We start from the raw sequence: 17,161 nt of genomic DNA on the forward strand, positions 1-17,161 counted from the left end.
TTTTATTTTAAGATGTTTTTGAGTTTTTCTTTTAATCTATTAATCTTCACACCGACGTAATTTTCAGTTATCCCTGTGATTTCGCCAATTTCCTTGTAATTGAAGTCTTCCAGAAATAAGGCAATGATGGCCCTTTCAGCCTGGTTCAATGTTCTAATGGCATCAAACAGCCTTTCCTCATTTTCTGATTGTTCACTTGCCTGATTTGAGTAAATCTCTTTTGGCGTATATTCGTTGAATTCGATTTCTATTTTATGCTTCCGGAACATTGCTATAGCGGTATTTAAGGCAATACGGTACATCCATGTGCTTACTTTTGATTCCTTTCGAAACTTTGGGAATGCCCTCCACAGTTGAAGCACAATTTCCTGGAACAAGTCCTCCTGGTCCTCTTTACTGTTCCGGTATAGTTTACAGACTTTAAAGATTATCCCCTGATGTGCTTCCACTATTTTTAGAAATTCCTTTTCCATTACCTAAAGTATTTAAAGAATTGAAAGCTTCGACCGGTCTTCTCGGTATTAAAACGAATTAAGGAATCATAAGCGGACCCAAAAACGGTATAGCCTGTCATTTTCTTTCCCTTTGGTGCAAGTGTCTTTTCATTGGTATCGGTTTTTAAGTTATTGAGGTAGGTTTCGAGCATTTTACGATTAGTAAAATCTTTCTTTTGAAAATTATCGGTTGACGATAAGCTAAAGGTTGAAGTGCGTATGGGGAGAAATATTGCTAGCCACATAAGGAAGAGATTGAAATGCTAATTTCCCTATAAGTTGTCTAAAAAGTATAAAATCTTACACAGGGTAATTTTATTTTTCAAATATTTGGTAACGATTGGCTTACGTCAGCTTTCACGGATTATGTCCCTTTTGTTAAGGCGCTGGACTTTCTAATTCCCCTTCTTTTTAATCAGCGGTTGCCTCTTTTAATTAATCTACAAGGGGTGGATTTAGACAAGTATTTTTGAATAAAAGCCTTTTTTGTATCAAGCCAGAGAAAGCAATTAAAAAATATATTCCATTTTAATGTCACAGCGCTCATAGGTTCCACATTCCATTGGGATTTCTTTAAAGCCCATTTTTAGGTACAGGGCTATCGCAGGAGCCAGTAGACTGTTGCTGTACAGGATCACTTTAGTAGCTCCTTGTGCTTTGGCCCATTCCAAGGCAGCATTCCCAAGTAAAAGGCCGATATTTTTGCCTTGTGCTTTGGGTGATACCCCCATTTTAATCAATTCGTATTGGCTCTCATTTATTTTTTTCAAAGCCACCGTACCTACGATCTCTTTTTTCCATTCGGCAAATAAAACTTCTCCACCATGATCCCGGATTGTTTCCTGGGGTTTTTGGAGTTGGGCGATATCAAAGGGTTCCATGGCAAAATACCTTTCTATCCATTCCTGATTGATAGAGAGAAAGTAGGGCGCCAGTTCTGCTGTATAGGGATGGATATTTATTTTTTCCATCTTTAAAAATACAGATGTTGACAAAAAGAATAAAGCGTTTTACCAGGAAAAAACCAGAAACTTAAAAGCCTATATTAAATAGCCTGCCAGGCTTGTCAACGGCTTCCATTTGTAGCAGCTTCAGCTTTCGCCACAGGCCACCGGCATAACCGGTCAACTCTCCCGTGCTGGCGATGATCCGGTGACAGGGGATAATGATCAATAGCGGATTTTTGCCATTGGCAGCACCCACTGCGCGGACAGCAGTAGGTTTGTCAAGTGCGCAGGCGATGTCCTTATAAGAAGCCGTCTGACCAAAAGGGGTTTTGTTTACCTCCATCCAAACCTTTTTTTGAAATTCAGAACCACCAATAGCCACTGGAACATCAAATAATTTTAGATTTCCTTCGAAATAGTAAGTCAACTGACTTATGATATCCAGGAAAAAGAGATTGTTTGTTTTTCCTGACAAGGGATCTTCCGTGAAACTACAAGACAAAAGAAAACCATCTTCAGCGACAAGTCTGATATTCCCTAAGAGCGATGCAATTACTACTGTTTCTTTCATATCCTCTACAATTTTAAAACCAAGACCAAGACAAGGTTTAACCTTTACTAAGGCAGATTTCCTACCGACGCTTCAATGAAATATTATAATGTTTAACCCTTTTGACTTCGGGTATGCAATAGCGGATTTGTTACTGAATGCTCCGCTACAGTGGACAGAATCAATCAATTCAACTTTTGACTGCTTCTTTACAATGTGCAGCCTCAGTCTCTTTCACTCCTGATTTTTTGTCATTTTATCACTTCCCCTGAGAAAGGTCAGGGTAGGCTGAAAAAAAATCGGGAAACCCTATTGCATTATGCGTGTTTAAATAAAAATCAATAGATACGATTCTCGACGGGTTCTAAGTTATGGAGCCGAGTAAGGGTATATATTATTAACAGATTATGGCAGAAAATGTTGCCATTAATTACACTGTCGGTGGGCAACCAACTTACTAAAGATAGCTTTAATTTCAGTTTATACCAACTTATTGGAGCACTTATACCATCATCATGCGGTATTTCCAGACCTCCCTCACCGTCTCTGCTTTTACTTCAAAAGGTGTGTATAAGGGGTTGCTTGAGCACAGTAGTAATTGTCTTTTTTTATTTAACTGATTGTAAGTCAGTTTAAAGGTAACTCCATCCTGAGCAGTGACGATGACGTACTTTTCACCATCCCGTATAGCTGTCCAGTCTTCTATGTATTCACAAATAATCCATGCGCCGTCAGGGATAGGTTCCATAGAATCTCCGTCTACCTGAAAAACGCGGTATTTTTTATCCTGAGGAAGAAAAGGAAGGTAAAACCGAGGCAGTTCACCAATAAAGTCGGGATCTGAAAAACCTGCCAGATAGCTTGCTTTGGCTTTTTGGGAGACCACTTCTATGAGTTCACGCCCTTGTGCATCTACAGTGGTGGTAAGGATGCGCAGGTCGCGGCCTTTGAGGTAGCGGCTGGTTTCTAAAATATCCCTGAGCTTGTGAGTAGGGTATTTTTCCAGGTTTTCTTTCAACATCAAATCCACTGATACTTCAAGGTACTCACAGATTTTCACCAAAGTATCCAGGGGAGGGCTGATGCTTAGTTCATAACCCGCAAGCTTGGACCTGCTGATGTCCAGTGACTCGGACATTATGGACTGGGTAAGCCCTTTTCTTTTGCGCAGTAGTTTGATATTGCTGTGAAGGTACATGGTCAAAATTTTTAATGAAATCAATGGTTTAAATATAAAACAAATGTTTAAATTATAAACAATAAAATGTCAATAAAATTAACAAAAAGAACTGTAAATCATAGTAGGAGAGGAAGGTAATGGCAGAAAGACGGAATATTGTACACATGGATTTGGATAGTTTTTTTGTGTCGGTCGAGCGTCTGTATGACAGTCGGCTTATGGGCAAGCCTATTCTGATCGGGGGGTCGGGAGACAGGGGAGTGGTGGCTTCCTGCAGCTATGAAGCCAGGAAGTTTGGCATTCACTCAGCCATGCCCATGCGCACCGCCAGGCAGCTTTGCCCGGAGGCTTTACAGATCCGAGGTGATTTCGCAAAGTACAGCCAGAAGTCCAATGAGATCACTGAGATCGTCAGGGAAAGTGTGCCGCTTTTTGAAAAAGCTTCTATAGATGAGTTTTATGTGGACTATACTGGAATGGATCGGTTTTTTGGTTGTTATAAAATGGCCCAGGAACTGCGACAAAAAATCATCAAAGAAAGCGGCTTGCCTATTTCGCTAGGGCTTTCACAAAATAAAACGGTATCTAAAGTAGCGACAGGAGAAGCCAAACCCAATAATGAAAAACAGATTCCTTACGGGGAAGAGAAACTTTTTTTGGCACCCTTGTCAGTGAGAAAAATCCCCATGATAGGGCAGAAAACTTCCCATACGCTGTACAATATGGGCGTAAAAAAAATCCATACCCTGCAAGCCATGCCTGCAGAATTGCTGGAGTCGGCTTTTGGTAAAAACGGATTGATGATTTGGGAAAAAGCCAATGGTATCGACCGTTCGCTTATTACGCCTTATTCGGAAGCCAAATCGATTTCTACAGAAAACACCTTCGAACAAGACACCATAGATATCGGTCTGCTGGAGGCTACACTTACGGCCATGACCGAGCAGCTGGCGGGTAAACTGAGACAGCAGCAGAAACTGGCATCTACCGTATCGGTAAAGATCCGCTATTCTGATTTTGATACCCATACGGTGCAACGTCGGGTGTCTTATACTTCCGCAGATCATGTGCTTCTTCCGCTGATCAAAGCGCTCTTTCAGCAACTGTACCAACGCCGTTTACTGATTCGCCTGATCGGCGTTCGCTTTAGTGGGCTGGTGCATGGCCATTATCAGATCAATTTATTTGAAGATACGGAAGAACGTATTTCTTTGTACCAGGCCTTGGACCGGCTCAATGGAAAGTATGGAGACAAGACCGTTTGCAGGGCCATAGGGATGAGTGTAGGGAGTCGAAAATTTAACCCGTTTAATGGAAAAGAAAACTGAGTCAGGTGATAAAAGACAAACCCCATCACTTTGTATATGTGATGGGGTTTGGTGATTGTACTTGTTTCGAATGTTATTGCATCTGACTTGTCTTATCGGAATCCCGCATTGATGGTGTCCAGTTTTTCTGTTCCCGGACACAATGTATTTTCCTTCATGGCATTTAAAGGTGTGTCGGAAGTATCGATAATGTCGTGCAAGTCGCCATATACTGGATTGATGTAGAGCAGTCCGGTGAGTATTTCATTTTTCATCCGTGCTTGTTGTATCGCATTTGCTGCCGATACCCTGTCTTCGGGATCCCAGTTTAGTGCGAGTTTGTGTAGTTTCATCTCTGAACCATCATGTAGAGAGACAGTTGTACCTGTGCCCTCTTTGTATTCTGTATGAATGGGTTTTTCTTCAGGAACAAAATCCAAGGTGCCAGTGGCCTGCATGTGTTCCCTTACGTAATCGTAGGATTTGGTAGATCCCGGATTGTTATTGAAAGTTACGCAGGGAGACATCACGTTGATAAATGCCAGGCCTTTGTGTTGTATGCCGGCTTTGATAAGGGGAACCAGTTGCTGCTTGTCGCCACTGAAACTTTGGGCAACAAAGGTAGCGCCTAATTCTACTGCCAGGCTGGCAAGGTCTACAGGTTGGAATGGATTGATAGATCCGGCTTTGCTTTTGGAACCTAAGTCGGCCGTCGCCGAATCTTGTCCTTTGGTAAGGCCATAGCAACCATTGTTCATCACGATATAGACCATGTTTAGGTTTCTACGGATGGCATGTACAAATTGTCCCATGCCTATGGAAGCAGTGTCCCCATCTCCTGAGACACCAAAATACACCAGGTCTTTATTGGCCATATTGGCTCCTGTAGCCACTGAAGGCATTCTGCCATGCACAGAGTTAAAGCCATGAGAATTGCCTAAAAAGTAGGCAGGGGTTTTGGAAGAGCAACCAATACCGGAAATTTTAGCTACCAGATGAGGCTCTATGTCCATTTCGTAACAAGCTTGTACGATGGTGGCACTGATACTGTCATGACCACAACCTGCACAAAGGGTGGAAATACCTCCTTCGTATTCCTTAAGTGTATACCCAAGTTTGTTTTTAGGAAGTTTGGGGTGTCTAAATATAGGTTTCAGATAAGTCATGAGCTACGGCGGTTTTTTGCTTTAAATAATTGGAGATTTGTGAAGCGATATCATCGGCAGTGATGGGCATGCCATCGTAATTCAGCACAGGGACTAATTTCGCAGGGTTGGTTTGCATTTCATTAATGATCAAGCTGCGAAGCTGTCCATCCCTGTTTTGCTCGATGATAAACACGAGTTTGTGTGACTGAATAAATGCTTCAGTTGCTTCCCCAAATGGAAAGGCTTTGATACGAATAGCATCCAGGTGAATGCCCTTTTCACCCAACATGTCTTTGGCCTCTTCTGATGAATAAGTGGACGTTCCGAAGAAAAGAATGCCTATCTCCTGCTGGTTTTCTTCTTGATACAGTTGAGGCTCCGGCATTATTGTTTTTGCGGTTTCCCATTTGGTCAACAGACGCTTCATATTACGTACATAAGCTTCACTGCTTTCAGTATATACAGCGTATTCATCTCTGGAGGTTCCCCTGGTGGTGAATGCGCCTTTGGAAGGGTGTGTGCCCGGATAGGTTCGGTAAGGAATACCGTCTCCTTCGTTGTCCAGGTAACGGCCATACCTACCCATCGCTTCCAGTTCTTCTCTGTTGAATACCTTTCCTCTGTCATATTTCTTTTCAGCATCCCATTCGAATGGATCACTCATGTGATCGTTCATTCCCAGGTCAAGGTCAGTCATCAGGATGATGGGGGTCTGAAGCCGGTCTGCCAGATCAAAAGAGGTGGCTGTCATTTCAAAACATTCTTTGGGAGTGGAAGGAAATAACAAAGGGTGCTTGCTGTCTCCATGAGAGGCATAAGCAGCTATGGTGATGTCCGACTGTTGTGTTCGGGTGGGCATGCCTGTACTAGGCCCAGCCCGTTGTACATCTATCAGTACAGCAGGTACTTCGGCAAAATAAGCCAAGCCTATAAATTCATTCATTAAGGAAACACCCGGACCACTGGTGGCTGTCAGTGACCTGGCACCGTTCCAGTTGGCGCCGATGACCATTCCCATGGCTGCCAGCTCATCTTCGGCTTGTACCACTGCGTAATTTTTCTTTCCCGTTTCGGGGTCTATGCGGTATTTGCTTGCAAATTTCTCAAATGCCTCTGCAACAGAAGTAGAAGGGGTGATTGGGTACCATGCCATTACCGTTGCTCCTCCATATACAGCGCCTAGTCCACAGGCCGTATTGCCGTCTACCAAGATTTTGTCCTTGATAAGATTCCTTCTTTCCAGGTGAAAATCAAGTGGGTAATCGAAATGCTCGCGGGCATAATTCATTCCCAGCTGCAGCGCTTTTACATTTGGAGCGATCAGTTTTTCCTTGCCAGCAAACTGTTCTTTGAGCAATGTCTCCAATACTTCAAACTCTATGTTTAGCAAGACAGAAAGTGCACCGACATAAATAATGTTTTTAAACAGTTGCCTTTGTCGGGGGTTGCTATAGTTTTCATTGGCCATCTCCATCATGGGGATTCCCAGATAATGAATGTCTCCCCTGATCATATCCGTATGCAGTTTTTTGGTGTTGTCATACATGAGGTAGCCTCCGGGATGTACGCTTTCTATGTCCTGCTTCATGCTTTGCGCATTGACTGCCACAAGGAGGTCTATGCCTTCTCTGCGGCCCAGGTAGCCCTTTTCACTTACCCTCACTTCATACCAGGTAGGTAAACCCTGGATGTTGGAAGGGAAAATGTTTTTAGGGGTGACGGGAATACCCATCCTGAATATGGCTTTGGCAAATAGAAAATTGGCACTGGCGGATCCGGTTCCGTTGACATTGGCAAATCGCGCTACAAAATCATTTACTCTTGCTTGAGGGTGGGCAATGGCTTCTTGCTCCTTCATATACTTCCTGCTTTTGTTACACTGTAAAAATATTGTTTCATGTCCCAGGCGGAGGTAGGGCATCTTTCGGCACATAGTCCACAATGAAGACAAACATCTTCATCTTTCACCATTACCCTGCCGGTTTTGAGGGTGTCTGACACCAATATGTCCTGAGACTTGTTAGTCGCGGGTACCAGTAGTTTTTGTCTTAATTCATCTTCTTCCGGCTCGTTTCCGGTAAATGTAATGCAGGAGGTGGGACAGACGTCCATACACGCATCGCATTCTATACAGAGATCAGTGGAGAATTCCGTTTGTACATCGCAGTTTAGACAACGTTGGGCTTCTTTGAAACCTGTGGGCAGGTTAAATCCCAGTTCCACCTCTTTCTTTCGGTCTACCAATGTCAGAGATTTCTCTGCCTGTGGGACCAGGAATCTTTGATCGATGGTTACAGGGCTGTCATAGGCCCATTCATGGATACCCATTTTGGTGCTGAACAGCTTGGTAAACGGAGCAGGCCTTTGCTTTAGGTCTTTTTCTTCGCAAAACAAGTGCATGGATACTGCAGCCTGGTGTCCATGAGCCACTGCCGTGATAACGTTTTCTGGTCCAAATGCAGCATCTCCACCAAAGAAGACTTTAGGATTCGTAGACTGAAAGGTGACCTTGTCTACCGTGGGCATTTCCCATTCGTTAAACTCAAGCCCTATATCCCTTTCTATCCATGGGAAGCTGTTTTCCTGACCTATCGCTATAAGTACTTCGTCTGCAGCTATAAATACATCCGGCTCTCCTGTTGGGATCAGCTTTCTTTTGCCATTGTCATCATAGACGGCTTCCACCTTTTGGAATTTCATGCCTATCAGCTTGCCATTTTCCACTTCAAAACTAAGGGGAACATGGTTGTCAAATATATCAATGTCTTCATGCTGGGCATCTTCTTTTTCCCAAGGAGAAGCTTTCATGTCCTTGAATGGACTTCTAACGACAACTTTTACGCTTTCTCCACCCATTCGGCGAGAAGTACGACAGCAGTCCATGGCGGTATTACCACCACCTAAAACAATTACTTTTTTTCCAATTTTTTCGGTGTGTTCAAAAGCTACACTTGCCAACCATTCGATGCCGATATGGATGTTGGCATCTGCTTCCTGTCTTCCTGGAAGTTTCGGGAGGTCACGACCTCTGGGAGCTCCGGTGCCTACAAATACCGCATCGTAATCTTGCTCCAGAACACCTTTCAGGCTATCTACATAATGCATGAATTGGGTGTGAATGCCTAGATCCAGGATGTAATTAACTTCTTCATTGAGCACTTCTTCAGGCAGTCGGAATGCAGGGATCTGACTTCTCATCATACCTCCTCCAGCTATTTGTTCATCAAAAAGATGGATTTCATAGCCCAATGGAGCAAGGTCTCTCGCTACTGTCAGGGAGGCAGGACCACCGCCTATAAGGGCGATTTTCTTGCCATTGTAAGGGAATGGTGCTTGAGGCATTAGGGATTTTACATCTCCTTTATTGTCTGCTGCCACTCTTTTTAACCTACAGATCGCTACAGGTTCTTCTTCTACTCTTCCCCTTCTGCAGGCAGGTTCGCAGGGGCGGTCACAGGTCCGGCCTAAAACCCCAGGGAATACATTCGATTCCCAATTGATCATGTAGGCTTCGGTGTATTTTTCCTCTGCAATTTTTCTGATATACTCAGGGACCGGGGTGTGGGCTGGACAGGCGTACTGACAGTCCACTACCTTGTGGTAATATTCCGGATTACTCGTATCGGTAGGCTTCATTGTATATTTTGGGTTTTGACCTTTTCCTTATGGATGGAAAGACCGTTTTTGCTAATTCAGAATAATTTTAGAAAACTTAACCCTGCAAAACAAATTATTGGAGATTATTTTTATCCCTAAGCTTATTTTACTTCTTTCTAAATAAGTATTTATGATTTTTAGTGGAGGGTTTTTTAAAAATAGCGGAAGGTTTCTGCTGCTTTTAATGAACTTATCCCAATGGGGGACTTCTTAGGGTCCAAGGTGAGTAAACCGTTGATGTCTCTTGTTTTATTTCCACAGATTATAGCATTGAAAATGGGCATTTGCTGTTCAAAAACTTTTGGGGAGGCAATAGCCAAAAGTATTGGTATCTAGCTAATTGGTCCATTGGATTTATTTTACCCTATTATATATTCTTTTGAAATGAACAATCATAATAAAGTTAAACATTGTCTATTAAGAAATTAGGCCTATTTTGGCTATGAAATCAAAAGGGACTAGCTACAAGGTTAAGGGAATACGCTGTAAAGCATTGGCTAAACCTATGGGAGTGATCGTTTTTTAAAGCAGATTAATATGAAGAAAATTAAATTGTTTATAGCCATTAGCTTAAATGGAAAAATTGCTAAAAAAGATGGAAGTGTAGACTGGTTAGAAGCCATCCCAAATCCGGGAGAAATTGATCATGGCTATTCTGATTTTTATAAATCCATCGACACCACTATTCAAGGCAATACTACTTACAAGCAAATACTAAGTTGGGGAATTGATTTCCCTTATTCCGACAAGAAAAATTATGTGTTTACACGGAATAAGCATTCGGCTGACACAGAACAGGTAACTTTTATTTCTGATAAGCACCTTGATTTTGTCAAACAACTGAAAGCAGATGAAGGAAAAGACATCTGGCTTATCGGGGGAGGGCAATTGAATACGATGTTGCTTAATGAAAAGCTTATTGATGAAATTCAGGTATTTGTAATGCCAATTGTTTTGAGTGAAGGGATTGAATTGTTCGAAAGTCTTCCGAAAGAAACATCATTGACACTTATCGAAACTAAAACTTATGCTACAGGAGCTGTTGAAATTAAATACAAAGTGGTTTAAAACAGCATTACTTAAATCGCTTGAACATTCTCTCGGCACTGTGTTTTTTTATTTACTTTACCTGCCGATTTTTTGTGAAAAAATGGTGGTTTATAAGGCTGGCTTTTCAGGTATTTCCTTATCAATGGTTTGATTTATTGCTTAAACTGGAAATATGCAATAGGCTGTCTCTTGCATATTTCCGATTTTAGTCTTTTGATTATGCTGTTCTCAAAATCAATCTTTTAAATAGCCAAATTTACCATTGTTGAAATCTTCGAAAGCTTCTAATAGCTCTTTTTTAGTATTCATTACAAATGGTCCGTGTGAAACAATGGGTTCATCAATAGGTGCCCCACTTAAAAGTAAAACAATGCTGTCATCTTCGGTTTTGATTTCAAAGGTTTCTCCATCATTTGCCATTAATGCCAAATGATCTGTTTGTATTTTTTCATTTCCATTGATCACAATATTTCCCTCCAATACAAGCAGTGCTGTATTGTATTTGGTAGGGAATTCAAAGGTTGCCTTACCTCCTTTGTTCAACTTTGCATTCAATACATGTAAGGAGGTAAAAGTGGAAGCCACGCCTTTGGTGTTTTTATATTCCCCTGCGATTACTTCAATATGTCCTGCATTGTTTTCCAATTTGTGGTGGTTGATGTCTTCTTTTTTTATGGCTTGGTATTTAGGTGCACTCATTTTGTCTTTTTGGGGTAGGTTCACCCATAGTTGAACCATTTGAAAAATACCACCCGTTTTGCTCCATTCTTCTTCATGGTATTCTTTGTGCAAGACACCGCTGGCAGCAGTCATCCATTGGACATCTCCTTCACCTATTATTCCTCCGCCGCCACTACTGTCATGATGTGCCACTTTTCCTTTGTAGGAGATGGTTACTGTTTCAAACCCCCTATGGGGATGAACCCCGACTCCCTTTGGATTGCTTGATGGTGGAAATTTATAGGGTGAATTATAATCCAACATAATAAAGGGATTCATCCGTTGCATATCTAGACCAAAACCATCGGGGATAAAGGTATGCACACGAAAACCATCACCAACAAAGTGTGGCACTCCAGGGCTTACTACCAATTCTACTGTTTTTGTTTTCATAGCTGTTTAATTTATATTTCAAATTTACATTGGACAGAAAGTCTGTGCATTGATAAATGATAAGAAATTATGCCTTGAAGTTTTTGAGAGTCAATTCTTTACGTACGCGGCTTAGGCTTTCTGGAGTAATGCCTAAGTAAGAGGCAACCATCGTCTGTGGTACCCTCAAAAGTATGGCTGGGTACATTTTTACAAACTGTAAATACCTGTCTTCTGCTGCTGTACTCAATAATAAGTTAACCCGGTTTTGTAAATGTCGGATATGATTGTGAAGCAACCTATTGTTGAAGTAGGTGAATTTTGGAATTTTATTTGAAAGCAACTGAATGAAGTTTTCATCTATGAGTACCACCTGGCTGTCTTCCAATGCTTGTATAAAATAGGTAGAGGGCTTATTGAAATAGACGCCGTCTCTGTCCGATACGAACCAACTTTCAGGTGCGAAAGTTAAAATGTGTTCCTTGCCCTTTTTGTCAATTGAAAATTGACGTAACAACCCCTTTTCTATAAAAAAGGTGTACTTGCAGTATTCATTTTTTTGCAGTAAAAAATCCCCTTTTTTTACCTTTTTTACTTTGCAGTTTTCTACAATGGATAAAATTTCGGTTTCGTCAATGCTTAGATTTGAAATCAAAAAGTCCTTTAATGTAACGTCGTTCATTATCGTCCGAGTGGGTATTTTGAATGGTATTGACATAGGTATCCTCTTGAATAAGGAGTCCCAATCAATAATAAATAAGTGGAATGCTGGCAGGTGAAGACCAGTCAGATAAAAGTACTGTTATTTTGTGAAAAAACCGTGGTTTATAAGGTTGATTTTCTGTATGTTTCCTTATTATTGGTTATTTGTCAGACTCCTCAAAAAGAATAATAGCATGTTGAACCGCAGAAAATTTCTCCTTAAAAGTAGTGCTTCTCTCCTGGTACTGAGTCTGCCTCAGGTCGGCTTCTCCTTTTCCAAGGCCCCATTGGCACCGGATTTCACGGTCAGCCTGGATGTGGTGGCCAAGCTTTTTGATGGCAAACAATGTTGGGTGCATCCTAGAGCAGGAAAGGTGAATGGGACAAAGGAGGTTGTTATGACCATGAGTACACTGGACCTGGAAGGAAGTGATGTGTTTAAGGGGATGTATCAGATTCGGAGTATGGATAAAGGGAAAACATGGACAAAGCCTAAAAAATCCGAGCCATTGGCACCAAGGATGGAAACCATTGATGGCGTAGAGCGACCAGTTGCAGCCAGTGATTTTTGGCCCAAGTGGCACGAAAAGTCAGGCGTGCTTTTGGGAACAGGCCATACCATTGTTTACACTCCTGACTGGAAAGTCGATCATCATGGGGCAAGACATACTTCCTATTCTGTCTATGACCCCAAGAGTGCTGAATGGCTGCCGTGGATGAAATTGGAAATGCCGGAAGGGGATGAACTTGCAAGTGCAGGGGCTGGATGCGTTCAGCGACTGGATTTAGCTGATGGCTCTATTTTATTGCCCATATATTATACTTCTCAGGGAAAAAATTCCAGGGTAACGGTTTGTCATTGTAGTTTTGATGGGAAGACTTTGCGGTATCTAAAGAAAGGGAATTCACTTTGGGTGGATAATGATACCAGAGGTTTGCACGAACCCTCATTGATGGAATTTGGGGGTAAATATTTTCTCACTATCAGAAATGACCTGCAAGGTTATATTACTTCCAGTAAGGATGGTTTGCATTACGATGAGATCAAACCATGGACTTTTGACGATGGATCTCCATTGGGGAATTACAATACCCAGCAGCATTGGGTAAGGCATTCTGATGGATTGTACCTGGTATATACACGAAGAGGCGCAGACAATGATCATGTTTTCAGGCACCGTGCGCCATTGTTTATGGCGAAAATTGACACCGAAAAGTTAGCGGTAATCAGAGAAACCGAAGTTGCCCTGGTGCCAGAGAGAGGCGCCAGACTGGGTAATTTCGGAGTAACAGAGATTAGCCCAAATGAAACCTGGGTGACTGTTTCTGAATGGATGCAACCTGAAGGAGTAGAGAAGTATGGCAGCGATGGCAGTGTATATGTAGCCAAAATCAATTGGAAAAAACAAAACAAACTATTTGGTAAATAGGCCCTCTTTTAGCTTTATTAGTTGATTAGAACCAGTCTGTTTTCCCTTATCCATGCTTACAAGGGTTAGGAGAGACCAAGGCTTTTATTGAGATTAGACAGCAGATAGGATGGTTTTGTCCATTGCTGTACTATAACCTATTTAAAAATAAAATGATATATTACTTACCATCAACCACCAAAGACCAATATTCATGAATGAGCAAACCATCAAGCCCAACCGAATCCTTTCAATAGATGCATTGAGGGGGTTTGACATGTTGTTTATAGTTGTTGCAGACCGTTTCTTTGCCTTGCTTAATAAGGGCGCACAATCCCCCTTTACGGAGTTCCTGGCCAACCAATTTGATCATCCTGAATGGTTTGGGTCTACTTTCTACGATATTATAATGCCGTTGTTCCTATTTATGGTAGGAGCAGTTATTCCATTTTCTTTGTCCAAAAGGATGCAGGAAAATACAGGGAAAGCTAATATTTACAAAAAACTCTTTAAGCGGGTATTTATCCTGTTTTTCCTGGGATGGATTGTTCAGGGAAATCTATTGGCATTGGATGTCAATACCTTTAAGGTTTTTAGTAATACCCTTCAGGCAATTGCCGTAGGTTATTTCTTTTCTTGCCTGGCCTTTATTTACCTAAGCAGAAATGGGCGCTATATAATGTTTGTAGCCTGTCTGGTTATTTATGCTTTGATACTTACGGTTCCTACCGTTCCAGGTGTAGGTAGAAGTGTAATTCTTCCAGACCAAAATTATGCCCTGTATTTTGATCACCTGGTTCTTGGTCGATTTGACGATGGCTATCAATACACTTGGGTATTGACTGGATTTGGCTTTATTGCTACCACCCTGTCCGGACTCTTTGCCGGAGAGCTGATTAAATCTAATCTTCCGCGAAACAAAGTGGCGCTTTACCTTTTACTCGTAGGTGTTGCCGGACTGGCTTTGGGTTTGATTTGGGGGATTTGGCATCCAATTGTCAAAAAGATTTGGACCAGTTCATTTGTGCTGGCCTCCTCTGGGGTTTGTTTTATTTTGATGGCCATTTTTTATTGGATCATTGATGTTAAAGGCAAGGTGAAATGGGCTTTTATGTTCAAAGTGATTGGGATGAATGCCATAACTGCATACGTGCTTTCTCATGTCATAAGCTTTCCTGATATAGCCAATTTCCTATTGTATGGTTTGGAGCAATATACCGGCGCTTATTATGGGGCATTGACCACACTTGGTGGTTTTGGTCTGCTTTACTTGATTCTTTGGTACATGTACAAAAACAAAACTTATATAAAAATTTAATAATTCTTCGCATTCATGATTTTACCCATTAAAACCCGGCTACCTATTTTGGCAATAGGTAGCCTTTTATTCTTTTCCTGTGGATCAGAGCAGCCAACTGCAGAATCAAGCCTCTATGGTGACAATATGCTTCACAAACTGTCCTACAATAACCCGGGATTGTTGGTGGATTTGGATGCTGGTTTTAAAGCGGTTCCTATGCCGATGGACTTTGATGGGGATGGAGACCTTGATTTGCTGGTATCCGAATCCAGAAGCTATACCGAATCTGGAATTTTCTACTTCGAGAATATTTCTGGAAATACTGAAATGCCTGTATTTAGAAGGAGAATGAAGGTGTCTTTTGAAAGAAGGAGATTGGGAGATGATGGCTCCAGATTTCAGGCATCTGAAGTGGAGGGTAGGGTACATGTGCTAACCCCGGATAGGGTAAGGGATAGATTATTGATTTATAAAGATGTGCCGGAAAATGTTTTTTGGGATGACAATGAGGTTCCACTTCCCATAGAAGGTTACGATTACCTGTACAATTGTAAAACAGAATGGAAAATCATCGATTTTGATGGGGATGCTGTGCATGATTTGATGGTAGTAGCGACCAGAGACAAACCCAGAACTTACAGGGGAAGGGTAGGGGAACTGGCGAAAAACCTTGCCTTCGTAACGGATGGTAAAAGTCATGTCTTGTTTCTCAAAAACAGTGGCACCAATGAGGACCCTGTCTATGAAAATCCTCAACGGTTATTAAAAATAGATGGTGCTTCTTTGTCCGAAGGGCTTTCCATGAAACCTATGTTTGCGGATTTTGATAATGACGGAGATTATGATTTTTTAAGCATTGGTAAAAATCATGAGAATTTTGACATTGATTGGAACGAAGACTTTATCGTTTATTTTGAAAACACAGGGTCTGCTACGGAATATGAATTTTCCAATGGTGAAGCTTTGAAAATTGATGGACTGCCGATTCAATATGAGTCAAGGGCAACCATGCACCAGACGGCAATTGACTGGAATAAAGATGGTTTTATGGATATTTTGGCTGGGGATGAAGATGGGAAAATCTCTTACCTAAGGCATACTGGAGAAATCAAGGATGGCTTACCACAATTTGCAACGCCAGTATTTATTCAGCAGGAGGCCAAATATGTAGATTTTGGTGCTTTAGTAGCGCCTAGGATTTTTGATTGGGATGGAGATGGATTGGATGATATCATCAGTGGAAACGGAGTGGGACATATTGGCTTTATCAAAAATCTCGGAGGAAAAGACCCTGTCTGGGATGCTCCCAAGTTATTGGAAGTAGATGGAAAGCCTGTAAGGTTGATTCAATCGGAATCCCTTCCCAATACTGAGAAAACCATCTGGGGTTATTCCACCATAGATGTGGGCTATTGGGACGAGGATGATTTGCCTGATATTCTGGCCAATGAACACAATGGAAATATTGTTTTTTTCAAAAACACCGGCAGTAAAACAGCTCCTAAGCTGGCTGCTCCACAGCCTTTAGAAGTGGACTGGGAAGGCGAACCACTTCGCCCGGCATGGGTACCGGGGGTAGCGGGAGGTGACAATGAATTATTGGCTCCCTGGAGAACATCTCCACTGATTATGGATTTTAACGAGGATGGATTAAATGACCTGGTCATGTTGGATCATGAAGGTTATTTGGCAGTGTACCCGCGGAAAAAGGTAAACGAAAAGCTAGTGTTGATGCATCCGCAAAGGAATTTTGTCTTTCCTGACGGTCAGCCTATATTGCTCAATCAACGCACAGGTTCCAGTAGTGGGCGGTTAAAAATCACCTTTCACGATTGGGACGGAGATGGTTTGGAAGACTTGATTGTTTCTTCCAAGCCGGCTGTAGACTGGATGAAGAACAAAGGCATGAAAGATGGTAAATTGGTATTGGAATACATGGGCAGGGTGCTGTCCAAAACACTGATGGGGCATACCGATGGTCCTGTTGTTTCCGATTTCAACAAAGACGGGATACCTGACCTTGTAGTAGGTACCGAAACGGGGCAATTCTATTATTGGCAACGCTCAAGTTTCGATATTACTTCTACCATGACCACAGAAGGAAAACAAGGCCCTGCCAATTACCCTTATTTTAAGCGGTAAATGCCTGCCGTCATTGCGAGCCTTAGCGAAGCAATCTGAATTGTGACAGCATCGCAAAGATTTTGAATAGGGTTATTGGGTAAGTCAGAATGTTTACTTAACCCAACAGACTGCCGCGGTCGCAGGGCTGATTTACTTTACCATTTTTGTACGCAATTACTCCCTCGAAGTGACGATAAGCCC

The 17,161-nt window shown here is 41.9% G+C and carries 14 protein-coding genes; 5 read left to right on the forward strand and 9 right to left on the reverse strand.

Features of this window, described 5'->3' with window-relative positions; all coding sequences use genetic code 11:
- Positions 1 to 2: 2 nt before the first annotated feature.
- From AC0L7T_RS09875 to AC0L7T_RS09890, 4 genes are all read right to left on the reverse strand, one after another.
- Positions 3 to 473, reverse strand: coding sequence for an RNA polymerase sigma factor (locus AC0L7T_RS09875; protein WP_473342395.1), 471 nt, complete (start codon positions 471 to 473; stop codon positions 3 to 5).
- Positions 474 to 1,003: 530 nt separating this feature from the next.
- Entirely contained in the window at positions 1,004 to 1,465 is a 462-nt protein-coding gene (locus AC0L7T_RS09880; RefSeq protein WP_473342396.1) for a GNAT family N-acetyltransferase, read from the reverse strand.
- Positions 1,466 to 1,526: 61 nt separating this feature from the next.
- A complete protein-coding gene (locus tag AC0L7T_RS09885) occupies positions 1,527 to 2,012 on the reverse strand; it encodes a methylated-DNA--[protein]-cysteine S-methyltransferase (protein ID WP_473342397.1) in 486 nt (161 codons plus the stop codon).
- 481 nt (positions 2,013 to 2,493) lie between these two features.
- Positions 2,494 to 3,189, reverse strand: coding sequence for an XRE family transcriptional regulator (locus tag AC0L7T_RS09890; protein WP_473343363.1), 696 nt, complete (start codon positions 3,187 to 3,189; stop codon positions 2,494 to 2,496).
- Between the two features lie 119 nt (positions 3,190 to 3,308).
- Here AC0L7T_RS09890 and dinB point away from each other — a divergent pair, with 119 nt between their 5' ends.
- Positions 3,309 to 4,499, forward strand: coding sequence for a DNA polymerase IV (gene dinB, locus AC0L7T_RS09895; protein ID WP_473342398.1), 1,191 nt, complete (start codon positions 3,309 to 3,311; stop codon positions 4,497 to 4,499).
- A gap of 92 nt (positions 4,500 to 4,591) precedes the next feature.
- Here dinB and AC0L7T_RS09900 read toward each other — a convergent pair whose 3' ends face one another.
- Genes AC0L7T_RS09900 through AC0L7T_RS09910 form a run of 3 tightly spaced genes read right to left on the reverse strand, consistent with a single transcriptional unit; the run spans position 4,592 to position 9,262 of the window.
- Positions 4,592 to 5,644 carry a 2-oxoacid:ferredoxin oxidoreductase subunit beta gene (locus AC0L7T_RS09900; protein WP_473342399.1) on the reverse strand — a complete coding sequence of 351 codons (1,053 nt, stop codon included), beginning with the start codon at positions 5,642 to 5,644 and terminating at the stop codon, positions 4,592 to 4,594.
- Positions 5,619 to 7,484, reverse strand: coding sequence for a 2-oxoacid:acceptor oxidoreductase subunit alpha (locus tag AC0L7T_RS09905; protein ID WP_473342400.1), 1,866 nt, complete (start codon positions 7,482 to 7,484; stop codon positions 5,619 to 5,621). The genes AC0L7T_RS09900 and AC0L7T_RS09905 overlap by 26 nt, the downstream gene beginning before the upstream one ends.
- On the reverse strand, positions 7,481 to 9,262 hold the full coding sequence (locus AC0L7T_RS09910; protein WP_473342401.1) for an FAD-dependent oxidoreductase: 1,782 nt from the start codon (positions 9,260 to 9,262) through the stop codon (positions 7,481 to 7,483). The genes AC0L7T_RS09905 and AC0L7T_RS09910 overlap by 4 nt, the downstream gene beginning before the upstream one ends.
- Positions 9,263 to 9,820: 558 nt before the next feature.
- Between AC0L7T_RS09910 and AC0L7T_RS09915 the strand changes: the two genes are divergently transcribed.
- The gene (locus tag AC0L7T_RS09915) at positions 9,821 to 10,351 is read left to right on the forward strand and encodes a dihydrofolate reductase family protein (RefSeq protein ID WP_473342402.1); all 531 of its coding nucleotides are present in this window, start codon (positions 9,821 to 9,823) and stop codon (positions 10,349 to 10,351) included.
- Between the two features lie 216 nt (positions 10,352 to 10,567).
- Here the strand turns inward: AC0L7T_RS09915 and AC0L7T_RS09920 are convergent, their stop codons facing one another.
- Together AC0L7T_RS09920 and AC0L7T_RS09925 are read right to left on the reverse strand one after the other, a co-directional pair.
- Entirely contained in the window at positions 10,568 to 11,446 is an 879-nt protein-coding gene (locus AC0L7T_RS09920) for a pirin family protein (protein WP_473342403.1), read from the reverse strand.
- Between the two features lie 67 nt (positions 11,447 to 11,513).
- Positions 11,514 to 12,107: a Crp/Fnr family transcriptional regulator gene (locus AC0L7T_RS09925; RefSeq protein ID WP_473342404.1), complete on the reverse strand. Its 594-nt coding sequence runs from the start codon at positions 12,105 to 12,107 to the stop codon at positions 11,514 to 11,516.
- A gap of 214 nt (positions 12,108 to 12,321) precedes the next feature.
- On the opposite strand from AC0L7T_RS09925, the gene AC0L7T_RS09930 reads away from it, so the two are divergent.
- The 3 genes from AC0L7T_RS09930 (at position 12,322) to AC0L7T_RS09940 (ending at position 16,978) form a co-directional block, all read left to right on the forward strand.
- On the forward strand, positions 12,322 to 13,557 hold the full coding sequence (locus AC0L7T_RS09930) for a sialidase family protein (protein ID WP_473342405.1): 1,236 nt from the start codon (positions 12,322 to 12,324) through the stop codon (positions 13,555 to 13,557).
- Positions 13,558 to 13,750: 193 nt separating this feature from the next.
- Positions 13,751 to 14,854, forward strand: coding sequence for an acyltransferase family protein (locus tag AC0L7T_RS09935; protein WP_473342406.1), 1,104 nt, complete (start codon positions 13,751 to 13,753; stop codon positions 14,852 to 14,854).
- Between the two features lie 15 nt (positions 14,855 to 14,869).
- The gene (locus AC0L7T_RS09940) at positions 14,870 to 16,978 is read left to right on the forward strand and encodes an FG-GAP repeat domain-containing protein (protein ID WP_473342407.1); all 2,109 of its coding nucleotides are present in this window, start codon (positions 14,870 to 14,872) and stop codon (positions 16,976 to 16,978) included.
- The last annotated feature ends 183 nt before the right edge of the window (positions 16,979 to 17,161 follow it).

The sequence above is a fragment of the Cyclobacterium sp. 10D3-21 genome (assembly GCF_055809755.1).

Coding starts and splice junctions, on each gene's coding strand:
- AC0L7T_RS09875 (WP_473342395.1), bottom strand. CDS start 473: ATGGAAAAGGAATTTCTAAAAATAGTGGAAGCACATCAGGGGATAATC.
- AC0L7T_RS09880 (WP_473342396.1), bottom strand. CDS start 1,465: ATGGAAAAAATAAATATCCATCCCTATACAGCAGAACTGGCGCCCTAC.
- AC0L7T_RS09885 (WP_473342397.1), bottom strand. CDS start 2,012: ATGAAAGAAACAGTAGTAATTGCATCGCTCTTAGGGAATATCAGACTT.
- AC0L7T_RS09890 (WP_473343363.1), bottom strand. CDS start 3,189: ATGTACCTTCACAGCAATATCAAACTACTGCGCAAAAGAAAAGGGCTT.
- dinB (WP_473342398.1), top strand. CDS start 3,309: ATGGCAGAAAGACGGAATATTGTACACATGGATTTGGATAGTTTTTTT.
- AC0L7T_RS09900 (WP_473342399.1), bottom strand. CDS start 5,644: ATGACTTATCTGAAACCTATATTTAGACACCCCAAACTTCCTAAAAAC.
- AC0L7T_RS09905 (WP_473342400.1), bottom strand. CDS start 7,484: ATGAAGGAGCAAGAAGCCATTGCCCACCCTCAAGCAAGAGTAAATGAT.
- AC0L7T_RS09910 (WP_473342401.1), bottom strand. CDS start 9,262: ATGAAGCCTACCGATACGAGTAATCCGGAATATTACCACAAGGTAGTG.
- AC0L7T_RS09915 (WP_473342402.1), top strand. CDS start 9,821: ATGAAGAAAATTAAATTGTTTATAGCCATTAGCTTAAATGGAAAAATT.
- AC0L7T_RS09920 (WP_473342403.1), bottom strand. CDS start 11,446: ATGAAAACAAAAACAGTAGAATTGGTAGTAAGCCCTGGAGTGCCACAC.
- AC0L7T_RS09925 (WP_473342404.1), bottom strand. CDS start 12,107: ATGAACGACGTTACATTAAAGGACTTTTTGATTTCAAATCTAAGCATT.
- AC0L7T_RS09930 (WP_473342405.1), top strand. CDS start 12,322: ATGTTGAACCGCAGAAAATTTCTCCTTAAAAGTAGTGCTTCTCTCCTG.
- AC0L7T_RS09935 (WP_473342406.1), top strand. CDS start 13,751: ATGAATGAGCAAACCATCAAGCCCAACCGAATCCTTTCAATAGATGCA.
- AC0L7T_RS09940 (WP_473342407.1), top strand. CDS start 14,870: ATGATTTTACCCATTAAAACCCGGCTACCTATTTTGGCAATAGGTAGC.